General features: G+C 63.0%; 18 protein-coding genes and 2 pseudogenes. 4 read left to right on the forward strand and 16 right to left on the reverse strand.

Annotated elements, in window-relative coordinates:
- Positions 1-168 precede the first annotated feature (168 nt).
- From MJ606_RS13360 to MJ606_RS13415, 12 genes and pseudogenes are all read right to left on the reverse strand, one after another.
- Positions 169-462, reverse strand: a pseudogene (locus MJ606_RS13360) (integrase core domain-containing protein); the annotation flags it as partial.
- A gap of 23 nt (positions 463-485) precedes the next feature.
- On the reverse strand, positions 486-1,064 hold the full coding sequence (locus MJ606_RS13365; protein WP_243050026.1) for an integrase core domain-containing protein: 579 nt from the start codon (positions 1,062-1,064) through the stop codon (positions 486-488).
- 60 nt (positions 1,065-1,124) lie between these two features.
- A pseudogene (locus tag MJ606_RS13370) lies at positions 1,125-2,281 on the reverse strand (IS3 family transposase).
- Positions 2,282-2,432: 151 nt separating this feature from the next.
- The gene (locus MJ606_RS13375; protein ID WP_243050027.1) at positions 2,433-4,532 is read right to left on the reverse strand and encodes a hypothetical protein; all 2,100 of its coding nucleotides are present in this window, start codon (positions 4,530-4,532) and stop codon (positions 2,433-2,435) included.
- Positions 4,533-5,010: 478 nt separating this feature from the next.
- Positions 5,011-5,352 (reverse strand): hypothetical protein, encoded by a 342-nt coding sequence (locus tag MJ606_RS13380; protein WP_243050028.1) that lies wholly within the window; start codon positions 5,350-5,352, stop codon positions 5,011-5,013.
- Complete coding sequence (locus MJ606_RS13385; RefSeq protein ID WP_243050029.1) at positions 5,349-6,341, reverse strand: glycosyltransferase family 2 protein; 993 nt, start codon at positions 6,339-6,341, stop codon at positions 5,349-5,351. The genes MJ606_RS13380 and MJ606_RS13385 overlap by 4 nt, the downstream gene beginning before the upstream one ends.
- Before the next feature lie 260 nt (positions 6,342-6,601).
- Positions 6,602-7,546, reverse strand: a complete 945-nt coding sequence (locus tag MJ606_RS13390; protein ID WP_243050030.1) for an FAD-binding protein — start codon at positions 7,544-7,546, stop codon at positions 6,602-6,604.
- 80 nt (positions 7,547-7,626) lie between these two features.
- The gene (locus tag MJ606_RS13395) at positions 7,627-8,373 is read right to left on the reverse strand and encodes an electron transfer flavoprotein subunit beta/FixA family protein (RefSeq protein WP_243050031.1); all 747 of its coding nucleotides are present in this window, start codon (positions 8,371-8,373) and stop codon (positions 7,627-7,629) included.
- A 74-nt stretch (positions 8,374-8,447) separates the two neighbouring features.
- A complete protein-coding gene (locus MJ606_RS13400; protein WP_243050032.1) occupies positions 8,448-11,498 on the reverse strand; it encodes a glycosyltransferase family 1 protein in 3,051 nt (1,016 codons plus the stop codon).
- Complete coding sequence (locus tag MJ606_RS13405) at positions 11,495-11,722, reverse strand: hypothetical protein (protein ID WP_243050033.1); 228 nt, start codon at positions 11,720-11,722, stop codon at positions 11,495-11,497. Before MJ606_RS13405 ends, MJ606_RS13400 begins: the two co-directional genes overlap by 4 nt.
- A gap of 1 nt (position 11,723) precedes the next feature.
- Complete coding sequence (locus MJ606_RS13410; RefSeq protein WP_243050034.1) at positions 11,724-12,797, reverse strand: glycosyltransferase; 1,074 nt, start codon at positions 12,795-12,797, stop codon at positions 11,724-11,726.
- A 227-nt stretch (positions 12,798-13,024) separates the two neighbouring features.
- Positions 13,025-14,629: an electron transfer flavoprotein-ubiquinone oxidoreductase gene (locus MJ606_RS13415; RefSeq protein ID WP_243050035.1), complete on the reverse strand. Its 1,605-nt coding sequence runs from the start codon at positions 14,627-14,629 to the stop codon at positions 13,025-13,027.
- A gap of 173 nt (positions 14,630-14,802) precedes the next feature.
- Here MJ606_RS13415 and MJ606_RS13420 point away from each other — a divergent pair, with 173 nt between their 5' ends.
- Both MJ606_RS13420 and MJ606_RS13425 read left to right on the forward strand, forming a co-directional pair.
- A complete protein-coding gene (locus MJ606_RS13420; protein ID WP_243050036.1) occupies positions 14,803-16,200 on the forward strand; it encodes an amidase in 1,398 nt (465 codons plus the stop codon).
- 43 nt (positions 16,201-16,243) lie between these two features.
- A complete protein-coding gene (locus MJ606_RS13425) occupies positions 16,244-16,855 on the forward strand; it encodes an alpha-ketoglutarate-dependent dioxygenase AlkB (RefSeq protein WP_243050112.1) in 612 nt (203 codons plus the stop codon).
- Positions 16,856-16,872: 17 nt separating this feature from the next.
- Here the strand turns inward: MJ606_RS13425 and MJ606_RS13430 are convergent, their stop codons facing one another.
- The 4 genes from MJ606_RS13430 to MJ606_RS13445 are packed head-to-tail and all read right to left on the reverse strand — an operon-like array spanning position 16,873 to position 20,396.
- Positions 16,873-17,502: an ABC-type transport auxiliary lipoprotein family protein gene (locus MJ606_RS13430; RefSeq protein WP_243050037.1), complete on the reverse strand. Its 630-nt coding sequence runs from the start codon at positions 17,500-17,502 to the stop codon at positions 16,873-16,875.
- A complete protein-coding gene (locus tag MJ606_RS13435) occupies positions 17,499-18,437 on the reverse strand; it encodes an MlaD family protein (protein ID WP_243050038.1) in 939 nt (312 codons plus the stop codon). Before MJ606_RS13435 ends, MJ606_RS13430 begins: the two co-directional genes overlap by 4 nt.
- Before the next feature lies 1 nt (position 18,438).
- On the reverse strand, positions 18,439-19,254 hold the full coding sequence (locus tag MJ606_RS13440) for an ABC transporter ATP-binding protein (protein ID WP_243050039.1): 816 nt from the start codon (positions 19,252-19,254) through the stop codon (positions 18,439-18,441).
- Positions 19,251-20,396: an MlaE family lipid ABC transporter permease subunit gene (locus MJ606_RS13445; protein WP_243050040.1), complete on the reverse strand. Its 1,146-nt coding sequence runs from the start codon at positions 20,394-20,396 to the stop codon at positions 19,251-19,253. Before MJ606_RS13445 ends, MJ606_RS13440 begins: the two co-directional genes overlap by 4 nt.
- A gap of 192 nt (positions 20,397-20,588) precedes the next feature.
- On the opposite strand from MJ606_RS13445, the gene cysD reads away from it, so the two are divergent.
- Positions 20,589-21,491, forward strand: coding sequence for a sulfate adenylyltransferase subunit CysD (gene cysD / locus MJ606_RS13450; RefSeq protein WP_243050041.1), 903 nt, complete (start codon positions 20,589-20,591; stop codon positions 21,489-21,491).
- Positions 21,491-23,380, forward strand: coding sequence for a sulfate adenylyltransferase subunit CysN (gene cysN, locus MJ606_RS13455; protein WP_243050042.1), 1,890 nt, complete (start codon positions 21,491-21,493; stop codon positions 23,378-23,380). The genes cysD and cysN overlap by 1 nt, the downstream gene beginning before the upstream one ends.
- Positions 23,381-23,426: the final 46 nt, after the last annotated feature.

The following is a 23,426-nucleotide window of genomic DNA, read 5'->3' on the forward strand; positions in this document are numbered from 1 at the left end:
GATGACATGCAGCCGTAAGGAATATGACACATTTGTACCGCCAAAACGTGACTGGGTCTGCGAACCCGCCTAACGGTTGCCACGAACTCCTGCTAGTCCGCCGTGGCGGGTCAATCGGTTGACCCACCCCCGTTTTCTAGGCCAACAGTCGGTAGAGAATCCGACCGTTTACGGCGCCTGTGAATTCGCTTGGGACCCGTATTCTCGGGCGAATTCAGCAGGTGTTTTCCATGCCAGTGCAGAGTGGGGACGATCCTCGTTATAGAAGCGCCGCCACGCTGCGATTTTGCTCCGTGCATCCTCCAGCGACAAGAACCAGTGCTCGTTCAAGCACTCCTGCCGAAGCCGGCCATTGAAGCTTTCCACCAACGCGTTGTCAGTCGGCGTGCCGCGTCGAGAGAAGTCCAGCTCCACGCCATTTTCGTAGGCCCAGCGATCCATCACCTTTCCGGCGAACTCGCTTGAAGCATCCTCGTACTTTCGAGTCATTCAGAAGTATAGGTGGTAGATGATGCCATGGCATAGCGGATGGGCGACAGACCGTCGAGAGAGCGATGCGGTCGGTCATGGTTGTAGCGGTGTTGCCAGTCGTCGGTCATGCGTCGGACTTCGGCCAGCGTGGTGAAGACGTAGCGGTCCAGCACTTCGGTGCGGAAGGTGCGGTTGAAGCGCTCGATATACGCGTTCTGAGTGGGCTTGCCTGGCTGGATATGCAGCAATTCGACGCCGTGACGTCGCGCCCATTGCTTGATCGTCGCACTGATGAACTCCGGGCCGTTGTCCAATCGCAGTCGTCGCGGAGCGCCGCGAAGCTCGACAAGCTCGTCCAGTACGCGGATAACGCGTTGCGAGGGAAGGCTTGTATCGATCTCGATACGCAGCGACTGGCGATTGAAACCATCGTTGACGTTAAAGGTGCGAAAGCGTCGGCCCGACCACAGCGCGTCGCTCATGAAATCAGCCGACCAAGTGTGATTGGCATGCATGGGAATCTCCAGCGGTTCGCGGATGCGATCAGGCAGGCGCCGCTTGCCTCGACGCGGCAGGTTTAGCTTCAGGGCCACGTAGACCCGCCAACTACGGGTCTTACCGAATGGACTGCGGCCGGTTCGGTAGACACCACCTTAAGCTAATGCCATCTGCTGCTCGAACTGTATCGGACTGACGTAGCCGATGGTCGAGTGGCGTCGTTTGCTGTTGTAGAACCTTTCGATGTAGTCGAAGACATCGGCCTTCGCCTCGGCCCTTGTGCGATATACCTTGTTGTCAGTGCGTTCGACCTTGAGCGATTTGAAGAAGCTCTCCATGGCCGAGTTGTCCTAGCAATTGCCCGAGCGGCTCATGCTGCAGGTGATGCCCAGTTCGCCGAGCAGGCGCTGGAAGCGATCACTGGTGTATTGGCTGCCACGATCGGAGTGATGCATCACCGACTCGGGCCGTCGTCGGCGCCACACGGCCATCATCAACGCATCGGTCACCAGCTGCGCCGTCATCTGCGACTGCATCGACCAACCGACAACGCGACGCGAATACAGATCCAGCACGGCGGCCACATACAGCCAACCTTCGGCCGTCCACAGGTACGTGAAGTCGGCGACCCACTTCTGGTTCGGCGCGGTCGCCTGGAATTGTCGATCGAGCAGATTGGGCGCGATCGCTCCACGGGGTCGCTCGCCTTGGTCGATGGGCAAGCCACGTCGCCGTGGTCGAGCGCGTAGCCCCTGGATGCGCATCAGCCGCTCGACGCGATGCAGGCCGCACCGATGTCCCGCTTCGAGCACATCGCGCCAGACGCGGCGCGCGCCGTAGGTCCGATCGCTATCGAGAAAGCTCTGCCGGGCCTGCTGGCCCAGCACCTCGTCATCCCATTGGCGCTGACTGCGCGGCCGAACGAGCCATGCGTAGAACCCGCTGCGCGAGACACCGAGCGCCTCACAGATTAATGCCACCGGCCAGGCCCCTCGGTGCTTCGCCACGAAGCCGAACTTCACGTCGACTCCCTGGCGAAATAGGCCGCGGCTTTTTTCAGGATGTCGCGCTCCATCTTGAGCTTGGCGACTTCCTTCTTCAGTCGCTCAATCTCCGCTTGCTCGGGCTTCATCTGCCCTTGCCCAGGAAACGCCTGCTGGGGATTGGCCAACAGCTCACGTACCCATTTGCGCAGCACGTTCTCATGCAGCCCCAGATCACGGGCCGCCTGCGCCACCGCTACACCGCGCTCGTTAACCAGTCGCACCGCTTCAAGCTTGAACTCGCGACTGAACGTCCTTCGTGTTCCCATAAACCACCTCCGGTTTCATCATCCCACCTAAACTCGGTGCCTGTGAAACCGGCCGCAGTCCAGACGCCGCCGCTCTTGGAGTGGGTGCCCGGCTCCATCAATCTGTGCACGAGAATAGCCGATACCCCCATCGCTTTCGACGGGCTTCTCATTATTTTTTGCAGTAACGAATGCTTTGAGCGCCAGTGTCGCCGTTCGTATTGGTGGGGATAACTTCTAAATCCTTCAGCGCTATGCCAAGCATTCGTTTGTCCGGACTCATGCCTAACTCGTATGGCGAGGTGGGTTTTGGAATGACAATGATAATGGTCTTCTCATTGGCGACGCCTTCGAAATCAAGTGTATGTGTGCTGACTGAGTCGCCGATGGCAACTGACTTGGTCACCTTTCCTATCATGACTTGAAACGGAATTTTGGCATTGTCGCCATAGGCTGCCGCCGTGAGAGCCAGTGTTATGCGGTCTGGAAGGGGCTGGGCGAGATCTATGGTTACTCGCGGACCATCTGACCATCGACCAAAGTTTTCTTGATTGCTCAACCCTGCTGTCATCTGGACGAGATCGGAGTGCTCTGGTGAGCCGAAGTCGATCCGGTTGGTGCGGCACGTCTTGTATATGCGGAATCCATCAAAATCGTATTCGTTGGTATAGGTGCCAGGGGGTAAGGTGATGTCATTGAACGCGACGGTGACATCTTTGCCTTGGCTAAGCACTGAATCGAGATTCGCCCCATTGGGAAGCTGTATGACTCCTGCTCCTATTGCATCGGCGTTAAATCTGGCCTTGTACAAGGCCAGCGCGTCATTGCCGATGAATTGGCTGCTCTGAATCGAATCGGGGTATAACATCTTGGCCAGCGAACCAGCCCTGGTATAAGAATCTGAATTCGCCCTTGTGGCTAGTTCACGGTATGCCGTGGGCATGGATACCACTGTAAAGAGGCCGTAATACATCAATGCAAAGGGAATCGTGACGCGACTATTCGGTACCAAGAAGAAAAGCGAACTTAGGGCGCACATAGTGCCCATAAAGATTAATACGCGCGAGTGGCCGCTAATCCATGTGAGTTCAGGTGAATCTACAAGAAATGGCGTATAGCCGCGAAGGTATTTGGTTGCACCCGCTAGGGCAATGAACGCGACCGCAATCACGAAAAGATTAAATAGCCATTTGTATTTCGAGTCGGACGCATCACCTCGGTGACAGGCTAGTCCTCCCAGCAACATGGCTGGCAGACAAAAATCGTAGTAACGAAGATGTAGCCTATACATGCTCTCGGCTGATGGGCCGGCGGAAACCGTTCCGGTGAAATACGCGGTGATGGCGACGAGAATGCCCAGGATGCACAAGCAAAGGATAGCTACTCGCTTGCGCGTGCTCGAGGACTCCCCCGAAGTACTCAGGAGGATCGAAATGAATCCGATCAGCAGCGGGCCGATCATTAAGCAAATGGCGAGCGTATGACCGAGCCCCGAAACCGCGGCGTTATGAATTATCTCGGTGAGTGGGCTGCGAGCCTCGGTCCTGTGCGCCTGTTCAAGATAGAAATCACCAAGTAGGTTCAATCCATGGTGACCCGCGAGGATGTATCCCAGAAGTAGGCGAACTAAGAAGCACGCCGCCCAGGTTGCTGCAAGTTCGCGTGCCGCGGCCTTGAATTTCGCCGATGTAGAGAACGTAAACGTCGATATCGACCTGAACGCGGAGTACGCGCCGAGAAGGAAAAGTCCGTGAACCTTGATCAGACATGCCAGTCCGAGGATGGTGCCGATAATGAGGCTGTATCTGACGCTTGGGGTTGCGCAACTCACCAGTGCGAAATAGAGGAAAGCCCAAAAAACGAAGAAGTACATCGACTCCGGCATGAAATATGCCGTGAAGGTGCTTATGGGGCCGCAAATGGAAATAAGCGCGAGTGCCGAGGCGATACCGGGCTGCGCAAAGCGTCGGAATGACAGGTAGATAAATGGCGTGGTTGCGACGAAGAAGGCTGCATTGAGTATCCTTGCGCACTCCAAGAAGCCGCTGCCGCATGTGTTTGTCAACCGATATACCCACAAATAGAGGTACGATGGAATTGGCGACTTCCCGAGGGGGGTGAGTCTTGATGAAACACTATATGTCCATTCATCGCCAAAAACGGAGGCGTACAGCCCGGTATTCCTTATGACAATCATCAAGAAAATCAAGGCGCTGGCAACTGCTAGTGCAAAGGGCCAATAACTCTGTTTTTGAATGTGAAATTTTTTCAATTTCGTGGTCTCAAAACGGGTGAAGGATCCTCGTTTTGTCGAGTCACCTGAAAAACAAGTAGGCTGATGATGCCATGACGTCTTGGCGGGCGAGAGTCCACCAAAAGCTATGAGCCAGTTCGCGTAAGAGCCATCATCGCTGATGCGAGGCTTCTCGTTAAGATGGTTTGTCGACGGGCTGAGGCTACGCCGTCGGTCGAGGGACTGCGATTGGGATGGCCTGAATGCTCAGTGACCAGTGACATGAGAGGTCACCCAATGGGGGCTCGTTGAGGCCGTTTGAGCCTAGTCCATGAAGACTCGCCCGCCAGTGCCTTCACTCCTGGTTATGAGGTATTGTGCTGCGGGATTCCCCTTCCGTAACCGCGGCTAGCCTTGAAGCTGCTGCATTTCGGGTAAAGGAGGCCAGCTCGTAAGTAGCTCAGACAACCTTCGACCGCTTCGAGAGTCTTGTGCCTCTATTGTGCCGTTGAGTGCGTCAGGTTGAGCGAACAGCAACGACTATGCCTGACATTATCAGGGCGACGCCGAAAAAATAAGACATCTGGAAACGTTCACCGAAAACGAGGTGACTGCCAAAGGGAACAATGATGAAAGCTAGGGCCATCAAGGGATAGACCTTGCCTAGATCGGCTTTCTGAAGCACCCATATCCAGGCGATAGTCATGAAACCATAGAGCGCGAATGAGGCAAATAACAGCATTAGCGTGGCTGAGTCGAAAAAACTGCCGGATTTCTTCAACGACACGGCGCTAAGCTTGAAAAGTATTTGTCCCGTAGCGATACCGACGACGCAAATGAGGGCTACAAGGTAAGTCATGATGCAACCCGCTTCGGTAAGAGTCGGGGGTCTCGACCCAACTTGGAGTGAATGGGACGCTTTGGCGTTGAACTGATGTCGTAGCCGATAAAGGCGAGGATGAGTTGCATGCCAAGGATGATCGGCATGGCGGCCAGCATGACGGTGCCGCTGGTGGCAGCGATGCCCGCATGAGCGGTACCTATCCAGCGATAACAACCGTAGACCAGCCCGAATAAAAGCAACAGCGTTCCGATAGGTAATTCGAACGATGCCAGCGACATGTCGCGTAGGTAATAGTTGTAAAAGATCCGCTTGAAGAAGTTGCACATGTTCTTGACAAAGAACTCGCCAATAACTGCCGATACCTTCAGGTTGCTTACTTCATCCCCATATTTGGCGTGCATGGGCACGTCGACGGCGACAGCACGCATGATATTTAGACGGAATAGCATGTCAGTCTCAAAAAAGTAGCGACTGCTGATCCTGTCAAAAGGGAGGTGTTTGGCCACATCTCGGTGGATGGCCGTGTAGCCATTGGTCGGGTCAAAGAGATCCCAGTAGCCGGATGATATTTTGGTAAGCAGCGAGAGCCCTGCATTTCCGAACAGTCGCAGCCTCGGCATGGCATGGATCTTTTCCAAGTCAAAAAACCGATTGCCTTTGGTGTAGTCGGCCTCACCAAGCAGGATGGGGGCGACGAAGTCTGGAATCAGGGCTGGATCCATTTGGCCGTCACCATCGACCTTCACGATAATCTGGATGTCGTCGGCGATGGCTGCTTGATAGCCTGAAAGAACGGCGCCACCCACGCCCCGGTTCTCCGTGTGGCGAATGACCACCACGCGCGAATCATTGCAGTTCGCCTCGACGAAGTCGCCGCTCTTGTCCGGGCAACAATCATCGACCACATAAATACGCTCTACCTCTTCTCCTATCGATGCAATCACTTGGAGAATATGAGTTCGGACCTTGTAGCTTGGTATAACGACGCCAATACGGTTACTCATGATTTCCTCTCGTACGAGCCTGTTTGCTGTACGGATAATGCCTACTCAGCATGTTTAGCCAACGGTTGGCGTTCATTGCGGTGAGAAGGTGGTGCTCCGTCTCACTATCGTCACATCCTCACGCCCCTCTAGCATTCATTCAAGTATGAGGCGGGCCGTTTTAGTTGTCCTTCGCCTAACATTCTGGTTGAGATATGCCCGCGAATCCGGTTGGGGCACCGGGGCACGCTAACGGTATTCGTCGGAATTTCAGTAGTGAGCTAGCCTATAGCCTGTTCCAACTCCGGGATGATCTTGAACAGATCACCCACCAAGCCAATGTCCGCAATCTCAAAGATCGGCGCCTCGCTATCCTTGTTGATTGCCACGATCGTGCCGGCGTCCTTGATACCGGTTAGATGCTGGATAGCGCCGGAGATGCCGATGGCCATGTACAGCTCGGGGGCGATGATCTTGCCGGTCTGGCCCACCTGCAGGTCGCTCGGCACGTAGCCCGCATCGACCGCGGCGCGCGAGGCGCCCACGGCGGCGCCGATCTTGTCGGCGAACTTGTAGATGATCTCGAAGTTTTCCTTCGAACCCACGCCGCGGCCGCCGGAGACGACCTTGCTGGCGCTCTGCAGGTCCGGGCGGTCACTCTTGCCCGATTGCAGTTCGACGAAGCGGGTGTGCGATGGCAGGGCGTCGTCGACGGTGATGGCTTCGACCGGTGCGCTGTTGGCGCCGTTGGCCGCCGCCGGCCAAGAGGCGGTACGGATGGTGGCCACCACGGTAGAGCCGGTGTCGGCTTCGACGGTAATGATGGCGTTGCCGGCGTAGATCGGGCGCTTGAAGGTGTGGCTGCCTTCCACGCTCATCACGTCGCTGACCTGGGCCACGCCCAGCAGGGCGGCGACACGCGGCAGCACGTCCTTGCCGAACGTGGTCGACGGCGCAAACACGTGGCTATAGCCGGCGGCGGCCTTGGCGATTTGCGGGGCCAGCACGGCGGCGAGCGGGTGCGCGTTCTCGGCGCGTGCGATGGTGAGCACGCGGCTCACGCCATCGATCTTGGCTGCCTCGGCGGCGATGGCGTCGGCGTTGTCGGCCAGCACCAGCACGTCGATGGCTTCGGGCTTGATGGCCGCAGCGGCGCTCACGGCGCGTGCGGTGGAGGGGTTCAGCTTACCGCCCAGGTGTTCGGCGATGACGAGGATCTTGCTCATGAGTGTTCCCTCAAACGTGGGGCAAAGAGGCTTTTATTGAAAAGTCCGGCCATGGATGGCCGGGGCTTGATCAGGGATGATCACAAAAGCCCCTTCTGCTTCAGCGCCGCGACCAGTTCGGCCGCATCCTTCACCATCACGCCCTTGCTGCGCTTGGCCGGCGCGGCGTAGTGCGTGGTCTTGAGATGATCGTTGTTCTCGACGCCCAGCGACGCGAACTCGATGGTGTCGATCGGCTTGGACTTGGCCTTCATGATGTCCGGCAGCTTGATGAAGCGCGGCTCGTTGAGGCGCAGGTCGGTGGTGATCACGGCGGGCAGTTCCGCTTCGATCACTTCCAGGCCGGCGTCGACCTCGCGGGTCACCGTGACCTTGCCGTCGGCGATCTCGACCTTGCTGGCGAAGGTGGCCTGCGGGCGATCCCACAGTGCGGCGAGCATCTGGCCGGTCTGGTTGGCATCGTCGTCGATGGCCTGCTTGCCCAGGATGACCAGGCCCGGCTGTTCTTTCTCGATCAGCTTCTGGAGCACGCGGGCGGCGGTGAGCGGCTGCAAGGCGTCGGCGGTAACGACATGAATGGCGCGATTGGCACCCATGGCCAGGCCGTTGCGCAGGTGAGCCGTCAGGTCAGCCGGACCGATGCCGACCACCACGACCTCTTCCGCTAGGCCCTTCTCGCGCAGGCGCAGCGCTTCTTCCAGGGCGATGTCGTCAAAGGGGTTGGCGGACAGCTTGACGCCGTCGGTGACCACCCCGGTCCCATCGGGTTTGACCTGAATGCGGACGTTGTAGTCCACCACGCGCTTGTAGCCGACAAGAATCTTCATGTGTGAGTCCTTCGGGTTGCGTTCCGCCGAGGCAGAGAGCTGTCAAAGAGGGGGATTATGCATTGTAACCAGGTTCAAACGATCGTTTGAACCCCCTCGTCGGCCATCCCGTGCCCATAAGCCTGTACGGCGTGAGCCAATGCTGCGGCACTTTCCTGCCAGCTTGGCCAATGCCGTGGCTGGCCGGGAAGTGGGCGGTGGGCCAGCCATTCGGCGATGGCGTCGGCCAGTTCGGAGGGGGCGGACGCGGTGAAGTACGACGGATATTCGTCCATGACCTCGCGGAAGACGGGGAGGTCGCGTGCAATCACGGGGAGTCTTCGGTGTGCCGCCTCGACCAGTGGAAGGCCATAGCCTTCGCCGAATGACGGTGCCAGCAAAGCGGTGGTGACTGCGTAGATCGACGCCAGCATGCCGTCATCGGCCTGGTCCAGCCAGAACAGGCGGTGGCCGCGTTGCTGGTGGTTTTCCAGGCGTCTGACCAGGGACTCCACCAGCCAGCCGTAGTGGCCCACGATAACCAGGTTGAGGTCCTGCCCTTGCGCCCAGAGCTGCTCGATGGCATCCAGCGCCTGGGTGTGCCCCTTGCGCGGTTCGAGCGTGCCAACCATGAGCAGGGTGGGGCGCGCGGTTGCCGCCTGGGCCAGTTCCGGTGGCAATGCGGATGGTGTGGTGTCCCGTCGGGTGAGCTCCACGCCCAGCGGGAAGCTGTCGATGGAGGGCATGCGCCCGAACTGATAGGGGAGGTCGGCATGCCGTAGCCAGGTGGCCAGCTCCGCGGCGGTGGCGCGCGAAATGCAGTGCAGGTGATCGGCCAGGGCGCATACCCGGCGCAACCAGCCGGAAAAAAGATCACGCGCGTAGGGATGGAAGGCCTCGGGCATCGAAACCGGCAAGAGGTCGTTGATCACGAAATGGAAGGAGATGCCCAGCCTGTGCCATTCGCGCAGCTGGGGTTCGCTGGCGGGCAGCGTCTCGGCAATCCAGTCAAGGCCCACATAGGTATCGCCAGGGCGCGCATCGACAATCTCATCGGTCAGGGCGTCCGGCGGCAGATCCAGCAAGCCCAGGGCATAACGCCTGGCATAGCGATAGCGGCCATCGGCGAAGGCAATGGGCTCGATGCGGACGCCAGCGGGCGGCGTCTGCAGCCAGTGCCTCAGGATCGAGCGGACAACTCTCTGGATACCGGTGCCAATGTCGTTGCGCGCGATCTGCGTTACATCGACCAGCCATCGGGACGGTCCGCTGGGCGGGCGCGCAGAAGCGATGGCGTCGCTGACGCGGGCGAGGTCGTCTTCGTCGAGGGATGGCGCGACGGTTATGCTGAGCTCGCGCAGCAGGTCGAGCTCGCGTGCGAGAGGCGACGTGCGGTGCCACTCCTCAAGCTGCGCGGCACAGAATGAGGCTTGCTCGCTTTGCGGCAGGACGGCGATGGGCATTCCGTCACCCATGCCTTGAGCAAGCGGGGCCTCGGCATGGTTGACGAAAATACCCAGACAGTTGTCGCGCAACACGGGCGCTGCGGTTTGCCAGCGGCTAGGGGCGTCACGGCCCAGCTTGCCAAGGCCACCAAACCCCTGGACCCGATAGCGGATCGCGATGAGGTTCTTCTGGTTGACAAGTGGTGACACAGGGCCTGTTGCTGCGCCAAGCACAACGGCACCCGGCCACGCCGGCATCCACGACGCGATTCGTGAAATCTCGTCTTCGCCCACGACGTAAAGCATGCGCTGGGCGTCGCGCAGACGCTCCCGAACCGGCGGCGCATCATCGGCAGGTATCTGCGTGATCTCCAGTTGATAATGCCGGTGCAGTTGGCCGAGCCAGGCCGGTGGGTTGCTGCCGCAAAGACAGAGTAGCGACGGTAAGGTGTTCTTGTTGTTTCTCGCCGGTTTGGCGACGCGACGCGTCGGCAATTGCTCGATAGCAAGCAGCGCGCGCTCCGCCACGGCGCGCCAGGTGAACTTCTGCGACTGACGCTGGCCGTGCGCCCGCAACTCGTCCGCGAAAGCGGCATGGCCCAGTACGTTGCGCATCTTTTCGGTGATGGCGCCGCTCCTGGTCGGATCGAAGGTGGCTCTTGCCTCGCCCATCACTTCGGGCAGGCTGGTGGTATTGCTCGCGATGACCGGCGCACCACAAGCCATGGCCTCAAGCGGCGGAAGTCCAAACCCTTCCAGCATCGAGGGGAACACAAACAATGCGCAGCATGCGTAAAGGCCAATGAGTGCGTCGTCCGATACGAACCCCGTGAATACGATGCTGCCTTGCGCAAGGCCCGAACGCCGGATCGCTGCCGATAGCAAGGCCATCTGTTCGTCGCTGACGCGACCAACAATGACGAGCTGGTGCCGCGCGCGAATATCCGCTGGCAGATCCGCAAAGGCCTGGATCAGGCGGGCGACATTCTTCCTCTCGTCGAAGCCGCCGTTGTAAAGCACATACGGCTTGACGATGCCATGTCGATGCTGGACGTCCGGGAGCAGCGCCGGGATGTTCGCCGGGCGCCTGAAGCGCTCGTCGACGCCGGCACCGATATTGACGATGCGTTCGCCGCTTAGGCCAAGACGGTCCATGGCGTCCCGGCGCACCCATTCCGATATCGAAAGCAGCAGGTCGCATTGCGAAAGCGCACGTACCTTGTCCTCATACCACGTGCGTACGCGGGGATGGTTCAAGTATGCATCAGGGTCGTGCAGGGGGATGAGGTCGTAAAGCGTGGCTACGGACAACGCGCCATGTACCGGCGTCTCGGGGATTACCGCGTCATCCGCATAGCCCTCGATCATGCTGCTGTACCAGACCAGGTCTGTGCCGGATTGCTCCACGGCGTGGCGAACGACTCTTTCGGCGGCCCTTCGCCTCGTTTCGTTGCCCGCCTGCTGGGCGCAGACGTGACCAAGCGACTTGATCCATAGCCGCTGCCTGCCGTCCGCATGGGGCGCCAGTGCGGTGATCACGGCATCTGCGGCTTCGTCGAGCTGCGCGTTGAACGCAAAGCGTACGTCGTGCCGGTCCGCAGCCAATGCAGCGAATGCCTTGGCCAGGCCCAGGCTATAGCGGCCGATACCACGATGGCGGCTCTGGCACTGGGTGCCCTGCATATCCAGCAGCAATTTCATCGGGCCGGCATCCGCGCGCGCAGCCTGCTGCGCACGGTGCACGCGGCTTCCGGCAAATGCATGGCATCCGCGACAGGGGCGCTCTTGGCGTGCTCGGTGGCGTTCAGCAGGTTGCGTAGCCGCAAATCAAGGCCAGGGAGCCGGTAGATCGCATTGACCAGTCGCCGCCGGAGTTTGGGCTTGCCAGCCAACCAGCGTTTGAGGGGAAGCAGTAGCCGCTTCACATCAGGCACCGGTCCGGGGAATCGCGGGCGCAAACACCTGTTGCAACGTCTGTCGGGCATGGTCGACAGAGAAATGATCGCGAACGTTGTCCAGTGCCGCATTCGACAGTCGTTGCCAAAGATCCCCGTCACGGTAGAGGCGGAGAGTGGCCTCGGCGAATCCGGCAGCGTCGTCCGCGATCAGGGCATTGATGCCATTCACCAGGTACATGCCTTCGGCTGCGACCGAGGTCACCACCACCGGCAGCCCATGGCTCATGGCCAGGTTGACCTTGCCCTTGACGCCGGCGCCGAAGCGCAGCGGCGCGACCGAAATGCGGCAGCTATCCACGAGTGGCCCCAGGTCCTTGACGCGCCCGTGGATATGGATGCCATCGCGCGCCAGGGCAAGCCGGGACGGCTCGTCGATATCCCCTGCCACGTGCAATGCAATGCCGGGCTCTTCGACACGCAAGCGCGGCAGTATTTCCGCCGCAAACCAGTGCATGGCGTCCGCGTTGGGCGGGTGGCCAAAGCCGCCAATGAAAAGCAGGTCGCGACGGGCCTCGAATCCCTGGCCTCGGCCATGGATCTCGTGGATGTTGCTCAGGAGTTCGACGCGTGCGTCGGGAAGCTCGCGGGTCAGCGTGGCCTGTTCTTCCGGACTGACCACGAAAGTGACGTCGCTGAGTGAAATGGCATGGAGTTCACGCTTGCGCGACTGCGCCGCATGGCGATGCAGTCGATTGCTGCCGGCCAGTTCCGCCGCCCGTTGCTCGCGAAGGTAATGAAGATCAACCGTGTCGAAGGCCACGATGGCCGAAGGCGCGAGCTTCCGGGCGAGTCCCAGATATTGGCATGCAACCGGCTGTCGACAGAGCAGAATGGCATCCAGGTCGGCGCCATGGTCGCGCAACCATCGCAGCAGATTCCCCTGGTGAGCTGTGACACCGATCTCGGCCAGGCGGCGGACATCGTCGACAGTGGCGTAGCCATCGTCGGCAAAGAAGTCGAGCGACCAGCCGTCCTGGTGCAGCAAGTCGAGCATCTGGGTGAGCCGCAGCGAACCCGAATCCCGGGTAGGGTCGGGTGTCATGCTGTCGACCACCAGCATTCGCCGCTGCCCATGCTTGGCGTGGAATGGGGGGGAGGGGGCCGGAAGAATCGGGTCCTGGTCTGGCCCGGATCGGAAGGCCGACTGCACCCGCAAGCGTTCCTGGAAGATGCGGCTGATTGTGCCGTGCCAGCCGCGCAAGGCGATGCTGCCCTTCACGCGACGCGCGAAGTGGAGGAGTCTACCCAGTCGCCATGTAAGTTCGTAGTTCACAGATTCTGGTAATTCGGCCCCGAGCCACCCTCTGGGGTTACCCAGTTGATGATCTGGTACGGGTCCTTGATGTCGCAGGTCTTGCAGTGCACGCAGTTGGCGGCGTTGATCTGCAGGCGCTTGCCTGCTTCGCCGTCGACGATCTCGTAAACGCCGGCGGGGCAGAAGCGGGTGCAGGGGTTGCCGTATTCCACCGCGCACTTGGTCACGCATACGTTGGTGTCGGATACGTGCAGGTGGATGGGCTGGTCTTCGTCGTGTTCGGTGGCGGCGAAGTACACGCCGGCCAGGCGATCGCGCGGCGGCAGTTCGCGCGGTTGCACGTAGTCGCGCTTGGGTTCTTCCTGCTGGCCGAGCTTGTGCAGTGAGGCCCAGTCGGCCTTGTTCTTCAGCGTCCATGGCGAAGCGCCGCCGGTGACGGTTTCCCACGCCGCATTCAACATGCCGAACCACAGGCCCTTCTTGAAGGCGGGCTTGATGTTGCGCACCTTCTTCAGCTCGGCCATCACGTCCGACGCGCGCAGCTTGGCGTCGAAGCCGGCCGGGTTCAGATCGTTGGCGACGAGGTGTTCGGCGGCCAGCATGCCGCTCTTGATGGCCTGGTGGGTGCCCTTGACCTTGGGCACGTTGAGCAGGCCGGCGGTATCGCCGATCAGCAGCGCGCCGGGCATCTCCAGCTTCGGCAGCGACTGGTAGCCGCCGGTGACGATGGCGCGCGCGCCGGCGGAAAGGATGCTGCCGCCCTCCAGCAGCGACTTCACCGACGGGTGGTTCTTCCATTGCTGGAAGGCCTCCCATGGCTGGTAGTTGGGGTCGGTGTAGTCCAGGCCGCTGACGTAGCCCAGCGCGATGCGGTCCTTGTCCAGGTGATACAGGAAGCTGCCGCCGTAGGTGTGGCTGTCGGCCGGCCAGCCGAAGCTGTGCACGATCTTGCCCGGCGTTACGCGGCCTGCCGGCACCTGCCACAGCTCCTTGATGCCGATGGAGTAGCCCTGCGGGTCGCTGTCCTGGTCGAGCTTGAAGCGCTTGATCAGCTGTTTGGTGAGGCTGCCGCGGGCGCCTTCGGCCAGCACGGTGACCTTGGCCTTGATGTCGATGCCCTGGGTGTAGCTGGGCTTGTGCGAACCGTCCTTGGCCACGCCCATGTCGCCGATGCGCACGCCGGCCACCGAACCGTCGTCGTTGAAGACGTTGTCGGCGGCGGCGAAGCCGGGGAACACGTCCACGCCCAGCGCTTCGGCCTGCGGTGCCAGCCAGGCGCACATGGCGCCCAGCGACACGATGAAGTTGCCATGGTTGCTCATGCCTGGGGGCACCGGCAGCTTGCGCGAGCCGGTCTTGCTGAGCAGCAGGAACTCGTCCTCGCCGGCCGGCACGCAGATCGGTGGCGGATTGTCGCGCCAGCCTGGCAGCAGCGCATCGAGCGGCTGCGGTTCGATCACCGCGCCGGAAAGGATCTGCGCGCCGATGGTGGAGGCCTTCTCGATCACGCAGACGCTGACGTCGGGCTTCAACTGCTTGAGGCGGATGGCGAACGAAAGCCCGGACGGGCCTGCGCCTACGACGACGACGTCGTATTCCATGGTTTCGCGGTCGCTCATGGCGGGCTCCAGCTGGCTAGTGCGGCATGTTTCCGTTCCCTGACGTATGGAACGGGCAAAGTGGCATTGTCCGGATTCAGGCCGTGCCGGGCAACGGACGCTGCACGAACCCTTGCAAACCCTTCATCCGCCATAGCGATAATCACCCAGCAGCAAACGCCACGGACGAAACCATGAACCAGCAGCCTCCGATCAGCGATCTCGACCTCCGTCGGGCCACGATGTGTCAGCTGCTGCACTGGCTGGCGGTGGAGCGGGTGCAGCCGCAGACGCTGGCGGAGGTCTACCAGGAGGCGATCGAGCGTCTCAATCCGCAGCTCAATGCCTATGTCAGCCTGAGTTCGGCCATGCTGCAGGAACAGGCACTGGCGGCCCAGCACCGTCGTCGCGACGGCGTCATCGGACGGCTTGATGGCCTGCCGATAGCGCTCAAGGACAATTTCGACGTGGCCGGCTGGCCCACCCATGCCGGTCTGGCCGGGCGTCAGCAGCCCGCCTTGGATGATGCGCACGCCGTGGCACGCCTGCGCGCCTCCGGCGCCGTGCTGGTGGGCAAGACCAATATGGACGAAGGCGCCCTGGGCGCGGTCACCAACAACCCGCACTACGGCGCCACCCACAACCCGCATCGCCATGGCTATACCGCGGGCGGTTCGTCGGGCGGCGCCGCTGCGGCGGTGGCGGCGGGCCTGGCGGTGGCGGCGGTGGGGTCGGACAGCCTGGGCTCGATCCGCATCCCCGCCAGCTATTGCGGCATCTACGCTCTCAAGCCGACCCATGGTGAGATATCCGCGCGGGGCATGGTGCCGGCGGCGCGCCGGCTCGATACGGTGGGCCTGCTCGCGCGCAGTGCGGACGACCTCACCGTGCTGCTGCAGGTGCTGGCCGGTTACGACGCTGACGATGCACGTTCGCGCCGCCGTCGCGTGGCCTTGGCGCCGCCGGACTGGGAGCCGGGCCGCCTGCGCGCCGGCTTCCTGCCCAACCTGGCGGCGCTGGGCGTGCTGCCGGAAGTCATCGAAGTGTTCGAAGCGGCCTTGGCCAGGTGGCCGCGCGAACTGGGCGAGCGCCGCACGGTGGATTTCTCCGACTGGGATTTCGCGCGCACGCGCCGGGCCGGCCTGTTGCTGATGGAGGCGGAGATGCTCGGCACCTTTGCCGACGACCTTGCCGATACCGAGCATCGCGTGTCCGAACACTTTCGTCGCCTGCTCGGCTATGCGGCGGGCAAGAGCGCGGCCGACTATGCGGCGGCCGATCGCGTGCTCGACGCGGCCACGCTCAAGATGCGCCGGCTGTTCGCCCAGATCGATGTGCTGGTGCTGCCCACCACGCCGCAAGGCGCGTTTCCGCTGGATGGCCCGGTGCCCGATTCGCAAGCCGACCTGACCAGTTTCGCCAGCCTTGCGGGTTGCCCGGCCGTGAGCATTCCGATGGGTTACCTGCCCAACGGCATGCCGATCGGGCTGCAACTGGTAGGCGCGCGTGGCTCGGATCTGCGCCTGCTGGAGCTGGCTTCAGTGTGTGCCGCGACGCTGGACGTGGAGCCATCGTTTCCGGGCATTGCCTGATCCGGCGCAAACGAGAAGTGACGGCGTGAGCCTGTTTGACGACATGGCGCCCGATGGTTGGCAGACGCTGCCGCTACCGGGTGCGGAACTCTCGCTATGGCCGCACTGGCTGGCGCCTGCGCAGGCCGACGCGCTGTTCGCCGAACTGCAGGCGACGATACCCTGGGAAACTCATCGCATCCGCATCTACGGGCGTGAGGTCGACTCGCCCCGGCTGAGCTGTTGGATCGGCGATGAGGACGCCACCTATGTTTATTCGCACACGCGTTTCGAGCCGCGCCCCTGGACGCCGGGGCTCACGGCGCTGCGGGACCGGCTTGAAGTGGCCTGCGATGCGCGCTTCAACAGCGTGCTGGCCAATCTCTATCGCAACGGCCACGATTCGATGGGGTGGCACAGCGACAACGAAGCGGAGCTTGGCCCACAGCCGGTGATCGCTTCGCTGAGCCTTGGCGCCGTGCGCCGCTTTCGGCTCAAGCCGCGCCGTGCGGAAAACGCACGCAGCGTCCACGTCATCGAACTCGGGCACGGCAGCCTGCTGCGCATGGCGGGCGATACGCAGCGGCTCTATCTGCACGATCTGCCCAAGACCAGCGCGGCCGTGGGGCCGCGAATCAACCTCACCTTTCGCCGGCTTCGGCCAGCGGGACGCTAAGGCGCCGACCCCGCAAGCTATCCATTCCCATGCCCGCCATGCGGTTCGAGCGGTTGCTGCATAGTCCACGCCACCAGCTGGTTGGCCAGGGCATCGGTGGCCTGCCCGAAGGCGGTGACCACCTGGGGAACGGCGGTGCCGGCCACCGGCTGGGTGATTTCGAAGCGATGGGTTGCCACGATGCGCAGGCCCGTATTTTGCACTAGGCGTGCATCGAAGCGGATCACCACCACCGGCTGGGTGCCCTGATACTCGGACTGGAAGGCGCGCAGGTCGCCCGACAGCGAGTAGTCGGCTTGCAGGCTGTCGTCATCGCTGCTGAGGGCAGCGATGCGCCCGTCATCGCGGAAGGCATCGACCAGGCGGTTGCGCAGCAGGGTGGTGGCGGAGTCGCTCCAGCGCGCGCCCTTGTACACGCTGATCACGTCAGGCTGCGGCAGCACGGTGATGCGAGAGCTATCGATCATGTGCTCGGCCTGGGGCGTATCGACGCGCAGCGACCAGCCGACCGGCGGCGCGCTGGCGTGGGCCAGTGGCGTGGCGGGCAGGCGGTAGATGTCCGGCGATTCCACCTTGGGCAATATCGAGCACGCACTGAGCAGCGCGATCGCGGTGAGCAGCGGCAGGTGGCGGGCGGAAAGCCTCATGGCACGAACTCCTTGTTGCGGTCGCGGCCGAGCAGGTAGCTGGCCGGGTTGTCATCGAGGCGGCGCGAGATGCCGCGCAGCGAGCCGGCGGCATCGCGCAGTTCGCGCACCGCCGGCCCCAGTTCACTGAAACCCTGCAGGCCGCCATTGATTGCCGCGCGGTTGTCGCTGAGCAGGTGGTCGATATTGGCGGTGGAGCGTTCCAGCGAGGCCATGGCGTTTTGCGCGCTGTCGAGCGTGGCGCGGGCCTGGTGGTCGATCAGGCCGTTGGTGGTCTGCACCAGTTGCTGGGTCTGCGCCAGCGTGGCATTGGCCTGCTGGCTGGCTTCGGCGAGTTGCTTGAGCAAGGTGCGGATGTCGTCGCGCTGGTCGGAGATCGCGCCGGTGGCCTTGTCCAGGTGGTCCAGGGTGCGGCCGATCCGGTCCATGTTCTCCGGCGACAGCACGGCGCTGGCGCGGGCGACGACCTCATTGATGTTGACCACCAGATCCTCGCCATTGGCGAGGATGCGGGACAGCGGCGAAGGGTCGGCCACGATCACCGGCAGGTTGCCGTCCTTGCCCACCAGCATCGGGCTTTGTGGCGAGCCGCCACTGAGCTGGATCACTGCCAGGCCGGTGACGCCCGTCAGCGCCAGTTTGGCGTGCGTGTCCTGGCGCACCGGCGTATCGCCGCCAAGCCGGACCCAGGCGAGCACCTTGCGCGGATCCTGCGGGTCGAGCTTGAGCTGGCTGACGTCGCCGACCTTGATGCCGTTGTATTGCACGGCACTGCCTTTGGAGAGGCCGGTCACCGCCTCGTTGAAGACGATCTCGTAATCCGCGAACTGCTTGTCGGAGCTGGACTTGGCCAGCCACAACGCAAACAGCAGAGCCGCCGCCACCACGATCACGGTGAACAGGCCGATCAACACATGATGGGCTCGCGTTTCCATATCACTTCACCTCTGGGGAAGGTTCGTTGGCGTGGGCTTCTTCCGCCGCACGGCCACGCGGACCATGAAAATAGGCCTGCACCCACGGGTCGTCGTACCTGGCGACCTCGTCGAGTGGGCCGACCACCAGCACTTTCTTCTGCGAGAGCACGGCCACGCGGTCGCAGATGGTGTAGAGCGTGTCCAGGTCGTGGGTGACCAGGAATACGGTGAGGCCCAGCGCATCGCGCAGGGTCAGGATCAGCTGGTCGAACGCCGCGGCGCTGATCGGGTCCAGGCCGGCGGTGGGTTCGTCGAGGAACAGGATTTCCGGATCGAGCGACAAGGCCCGCGCCAGCGCCGCGCGCTTGACCATGCCGCCGGACAGTTCGGAGGGGTACTTCGTCTCGGCGCCCGCCGGCAGGCCCGCCAGCGCCAGCTTCACGCCGGCAAGGGACTGGGCATCCGGTCGCGTCAGGCCGGCGTGTTCGATCAGCGGCATGGCGACGTTCTCGACGATGTCGAGCGAGGAGAACAGGGCGCCGTTCTGGAACAGCACGCCGAAGCGGCGCTCGGTCAGTGAGCGTTGGTCGGGCGAGAGGCTGAGCAGGTCCTTGCCGAACACGTGGACCTGGCCCGAGGTAGGCCGCTGCAATCCCACGATGCTGCGCAGGAGCACCGATTTGCCGGTGCCCGAGCCACCGACCACGCCGAGGATCTCGCCGCGGCGCACATCCAGGTCCAGGTGTTCATGCACGACCTGCGCGCCGAAGCGGTTGACCAGGTTGCGCACCTGGATCACATCGTCCTGCGGCGGTGGCTTGGGTACGGCGCTCACCAGCCCATCTCCATATAGAACAGCGCGGCGACGGCATCGATCAGGATCACCACGAAGATCGACTGCACCACGCTGGAGGTGGTGTGCTCGCCCACCGACTCGGCGCTGCCGCTGACCTTGAAGCCCTCCAGGCAACCGATGACCGCGATCAGGAAGGCGAATACGGGTGCCTTCGCGATGCCGACCAGGAAATGCCGCACCCCGATATCCGACTTGATCAGGTTGACGAACATCACCGGCGGGATGTCCAGCACCAGCGCGCAGACCAGGCCACCGCCGACGAGGCCGGCGATCATGGCCAGGAAGGTCAGCATCGGCAGCGCGGCCAGCATGGCCAGCACGCGTGGCAGTACCAGCAGCTCCATGGGGTCGAGTCCCAGCGCGCGGATCGCGTCGATTTCCTCGTTGGCCTTCATCGAGCCGATCTGCGCGGTGAAGGCGCTGGCGGTGCGGCCGGCCATCAGGATGGCGGTGAGCAGCACGCCGAATTCGCGCAGGAACGAGTACGCCACCAGGTCCACCGTATAGATGGTGGCGCCAAAATCCGCCAGCACGGTGGAGCCGAGGAAGGCGACCACGGCACCGACCATGAAGGTAAGCAACACCACGATGGGCACGGCATCCAGGCCGGTTTCCTCCAGGTGCGCCACCAGCGAGGTGACACGCCAGCGGCGCGGCAGCAGGACGGTGCGCGCGAAGGTTTGCAGGGTGAGCCCGATGAAACCGAGCAACTGCACCTGCTGGTGCCAGACGTTCTCCATCGCCGCGCCGATGCGCGAGAGCAGGTCGGTCAGGGTGTTGCCCTGGCGGATGAGCTTCGGCTCCCTGTAGTCGGCCATCGCCGCGCCGATGGTCTGCAGCAGGGCGCGCTGGGCGGCCGGCAGGGTCGGGTCGGCCTGGGCCAGGTCGCCCAGGCGGGAGGCGCCCAGCACTTCGGCAAGCAGGGAGGCGCCCGCGGTGTCCAGGGCGCCCAGGCCGCTCAGGTCGATGACGGTATCGGTGCCCAGCGGGGGCTTGAGCGCGGCGACGGCCTGCTCCAGCGAGGCGTAGTGCGCCAGCGTCCAGTCGCCCGCGACTTGCAGCCGGGGCGGCGTGGCGGTGGCATCGAGTTGTGCGCTTCCTGTCGCCATCGACGTACTCATGAGACCGATCTTAGTGGAGTCTGGCGCATGGGTGGTGACGAAATGAAGGTGGCGGTCAGCGCCCGCGGGACTTGTGCGTTCTGTTCCGTTTCCCCGGGGGCGGCGGTGCTCCGCCTGTCGTTTTCCGCTAGATTCCCCACGGATGACCGCCCGCGTCCCGGACGCCCAGGCCAAGGCCCAGTGAAACAACGAATGTCTTCCATGTCCCATCTGGACGCCCTCGAGGCCGAGAGCATCCACATTTTCCGCGAGACGGCGGCTGCCTTCGGGCGCCCGGTGATGCTCTATTCGATCGGCAAGGATTCCTCCGTGCTGCTGCATCTGCTGCGCAAGGCGTTCTATCCGGCGCCGCCGCCGATGCCGCTGCTGCACGTGGATACCACCTGGAAGTTCCGCGAGATGATCGCCTTTCGCGACCAGGTGGCGGCGGCAGGCGACGTCGAGGTGCGCGTGCATATCAACGAGGAGGGCGTGCGCCAGGGTATTTCGCCGCTGGTGCACGGTTCGGCCGTGCACACCGATGTGATGAAGACCGCCGCGCTCAAGCAGGCCCTGGACAAGTACGGCTTCGATGCCGCCATCGGCGGCGCACGGCGCGACGAGGAGAAGTCGCGCGCGAAGGAGCGCGTGTTCTCGTTCCGCAATGCGCAGCATCGCTGGGACCCGAAGCACCAGCGCCCGGAGCTCTGGCATACCTACAACACGCAGATCCACAAGGGCGAAAGCGTGCGCGTGTTCCCCTTGTCCAACTGGACCGAGCTGGATGTGTGGCACTACATCCGCCGCGAGAACATCCCGGTGGTGCCGCTGTATTTCGCCAAGCCGCGGCCGGTGGTGGAGCGCGACGGTGCACTGATCATGGTCGATGACGAGCGCTTCGTCCTGCGCGAGGGCGAAGTGGTCCAGCTGCGCGAGGTGCGCTTCCGCACGCTCGGTTGCTACCCGCTGACCGGTGCGGTGGTTTCGAGTGCCGACACGCTGGACAAGATCATCGAGGAGATGGCCGCCTCGCGCAGTTCCGAGCGGCAGGGCCGGGTGATCGACCACGATGCCAGCGCCTCGATGGAGCGCAAGAAGCAGGAGGGTTATTTCTGATGGCGACCGTGGAGTTCACCCCCATCACGGCGCAGGACACCGCCCAGCTGCTTCGCTTCATCACCTGTGGCAGCGTCGACGACGGCAAGAGCACCTTGCTCGGGCGCCTGCTGTACGACGCCGGCATGGTGCCGGACGACCAGCTCGCCGCGCTGGCGCGCGACAGCCGCAGGCTGCACGCCGAGGCCCCCGAGGCGCTCGACTTCTCCCTGCTCACCGACGGCCTCGATGCCGAGCGCCAGCAGGGCATCACCATCGACGTGGCCTACCGCTACTTCCACACGCCGCGCCGCAGTTTCATCGTGGCCGACTGCCCGGGGCATGAGCAGTACACCCGCAACATGGCCACCGGCGCCTCGAACGCCGAGCTGGCCGTGGTGCTGGTGGATGCGCGCAAGGGGCTGTTGCCGCAGACGCGTCGCCACACCTATATCTGCGCCCTGATGGGGATCCGCCAGGTGGTGCTGGCGGTCAACAAGATGGACCTGGTCGACTTCCGCGAGGACATCTACGCGGCCATCGCCCACGAATACCGCGAGCTCGCCGTGCAGCTTGGCATCACCACGGTGCATGGCCTGCCGGTGGTGGCGCCGGATGGCGACAACGTGGGCCGGCGCTCCGCACGCATGCCCTGGTACCAGGGGCCTTGCCTGCTGGAGCTGCTGGAAGCCGCCGATACGGCGGCCACGCAGGCGGTCGATTTCCGCATGCCGGTGCAGTGGGTGAACCGGCCCGATGCCTCGTTCCGCGGCTACGCCGGCACCGTGTGCGGCGGCAGCATCGCGGTGGGCAGCGAAATCGTGGTGCAGCCCGCCATGCGCCGTGCGCGCATCGAACGCATCGTCACCGCCGATGGCGACCTGTCGAAGGCGGTCGCGGGCCAGGCGGTGACGCTGACGCTGGACCGTGAAATCGACGTGAGCCGTGGCGACGTGATCGCCGATGCGCTGCGCCCGGCCCCGGTGGCCGACCAGTTCGCCGCGCACGTGCTGTGGATGGGCGACGAGCCCCTGCTGCCCAATCGCGCCTATTGGCTGAAGGTCGGCTCGCGCACGGTCAACGCGCGCATCAGCAGCATCAAGCACAAGGTCGATGTGAATACGCAGGCCGAGCTGGCGGCGCGCCGGCTGGAGCTCAACGAGGTCGGCTACTGCAACATCGACCTCGACCACGCCATCGCCTTCGAGTCCTATGCCGACAACCGCACCCTGGGCGGCTTCATCCTGATCGATCGCCAGACCCACGCCACGGTCGGCTGCGGCATGCTCGACTTTGCCTTGCGCCGCGCGGCCAACGTGCATTGGCAGCACACCGACCTGGACAAGGAGGCCCGCAGCGCCAGCAAGGGCCAGCAGGCCCGCTGCCTGTGGTTCACCGGCCTGTCGGGCGCGGGCAAGTCGACCATCGCCAACCTGGTGGAGCGTCGTCTGCACGCGCTGGGCTACCACACCTACATGCTGGACGGCGACAACCTGCGCCATGGCCTGAACAAGGACCTGGGCTTCACCGCGGAGGCGCGCGTGGAAAACGTGCGCCGCGTGGCCGAGGTGGCCCACCTGATGGTCGATGCCGGCCTGATCGTGCTGGTCTGCGTGATCTCGCCGTTCCAGGACGAGCGGCGCTTTGCGCGCAGCCTGTTCGACGAGGGCGAGTTCCTCGAAGTGTTCGTCGACACCACGCTGGAAGAATGCGAGCGGCGCGACCCCAAGGGCTTGTACCGGAAGGCCCGGGCTGGCGAGATCTTCAACTTCACCGGCATCGATTCGCCTTACGAAGCGCCCGAGCACGCCGAGCTGCATCTGCTTACCGCGGGGCGGCGTGCCGAGCAGATGGCCGAGCAGGTGGTGGAGCAATTGCTGGCGGGCATGGAGTCGCATCAGTCGCGCTGAGCGTTGCCGCACCGTCATCCCTGCGAAGGCAGGTATCCGGCGCCTT

Source organism: Dyella sp. RRB7, from assembly GCF_022761115.1.
Lineage (GTDB): Bacteria > Pseudomonadota > Gammaproteobacteria > Xanthomonadales > Rhodanobacteraceae > Dyella.

Bases quoted from the DNA above. Each gene is read 5' to 3' on its own strand.
- MJ606_RS13445 (WP_243050040.1), bottom strand. From the start codon at position 20,396: ATGAGTACGTCGATGGCGACAGGAAGCGCACAACTCGATGCCACCGCC.
- MJ606_RS13380 (WP_243050028.1), bottom strand. From the start codon at position 5,352: ATGACTTACCTTGTAGCCCTCATTTGCGTCGTCGGTATCGCTACGGGA.
- MJ606_RS13390 (WP_243050030.1), bottom strand. From the start codon at position 7,546: ATGAGCAAGATCCTCGTCATCGCCGAACACCTGGGCGGTAAGCTGAAC.
- MJ606_RS13435 (WP_243050038.1), bottom strand. From the start codon at position 18,437: ATGGAAACGCGAGCCCATCATGTGTTGATCGGCCTGTTCACCGTGATC.
- MJ606_RS13420 (WP_243050036.1), top strand. From the start codon at position 14,803: ATGAACCAGCAGCCTCCGATCAGCGATCTCGACCTCCGTCGGGCCACG.
- cysN (WP_243050042.1), top strand. From the start codon at position 21,491: ATGGCGACCGTGGAGTTCACCCCCATCACGGCGCAGGACACCGCCCAG.
- MJ606_RS13425 (WP_243050112.1), top strand. From the start codon at position 16,244: ATGGCGCCCGATGGTTGGCAGACGCTGCCGCTACCGGGTGCGGAACTC.
- MJ606_RS13430 (WP_243050037.1), bottom strand. From the start codon at position 17,502: ATGAGGCTTTCCGCCCGCCACCTGCCGCTGCTCACCGCGATCGCGCTG.
- MJ606_RS13385 (WP_243050029.1), bottom strand. From the start codon at position 6,341: ATGAGTAACCGTATTGGCGTCGTTATACCAAGCTACAAGGTCCGAACT.
- MJ606_RS13410 (WP_243050034.1), bottom strand. From the start codon at position 12,797: ATGACACCCGACCCTACCCGGGATTCGGGTTCGCTGCGGCTCACCCAG.
- MJ606_RS13395 (WP_243050031.1), bottom strand. From the start codon at position 8,373: ATGAAGATTCTTGTCGGCTACAAGCGCGTGGTGGACTACAACGTCCGC.
- MJ606_RS13415 (WP_243050035.1), bottom strand. From the start codon at position 14,629: ATGAGCGACCGCGAAACCATGGAATACGACGTCGTCGTCGTAGGCGCA.
- cysD (WP_243050041.1), top strand. From the start codon at position 20,589: ATGTCTTCCATGTCCCATCTGGACGCCCTCGAGGCCGAGAGCATCCAC.
- MJ606_RS13400 (WP_243050032.1), bottom strand. From the start codon at position 11,498: ATGAAATTGCTGCTGGATATGCAGGGCACCCAGTGCCAGAGCCGCCAT.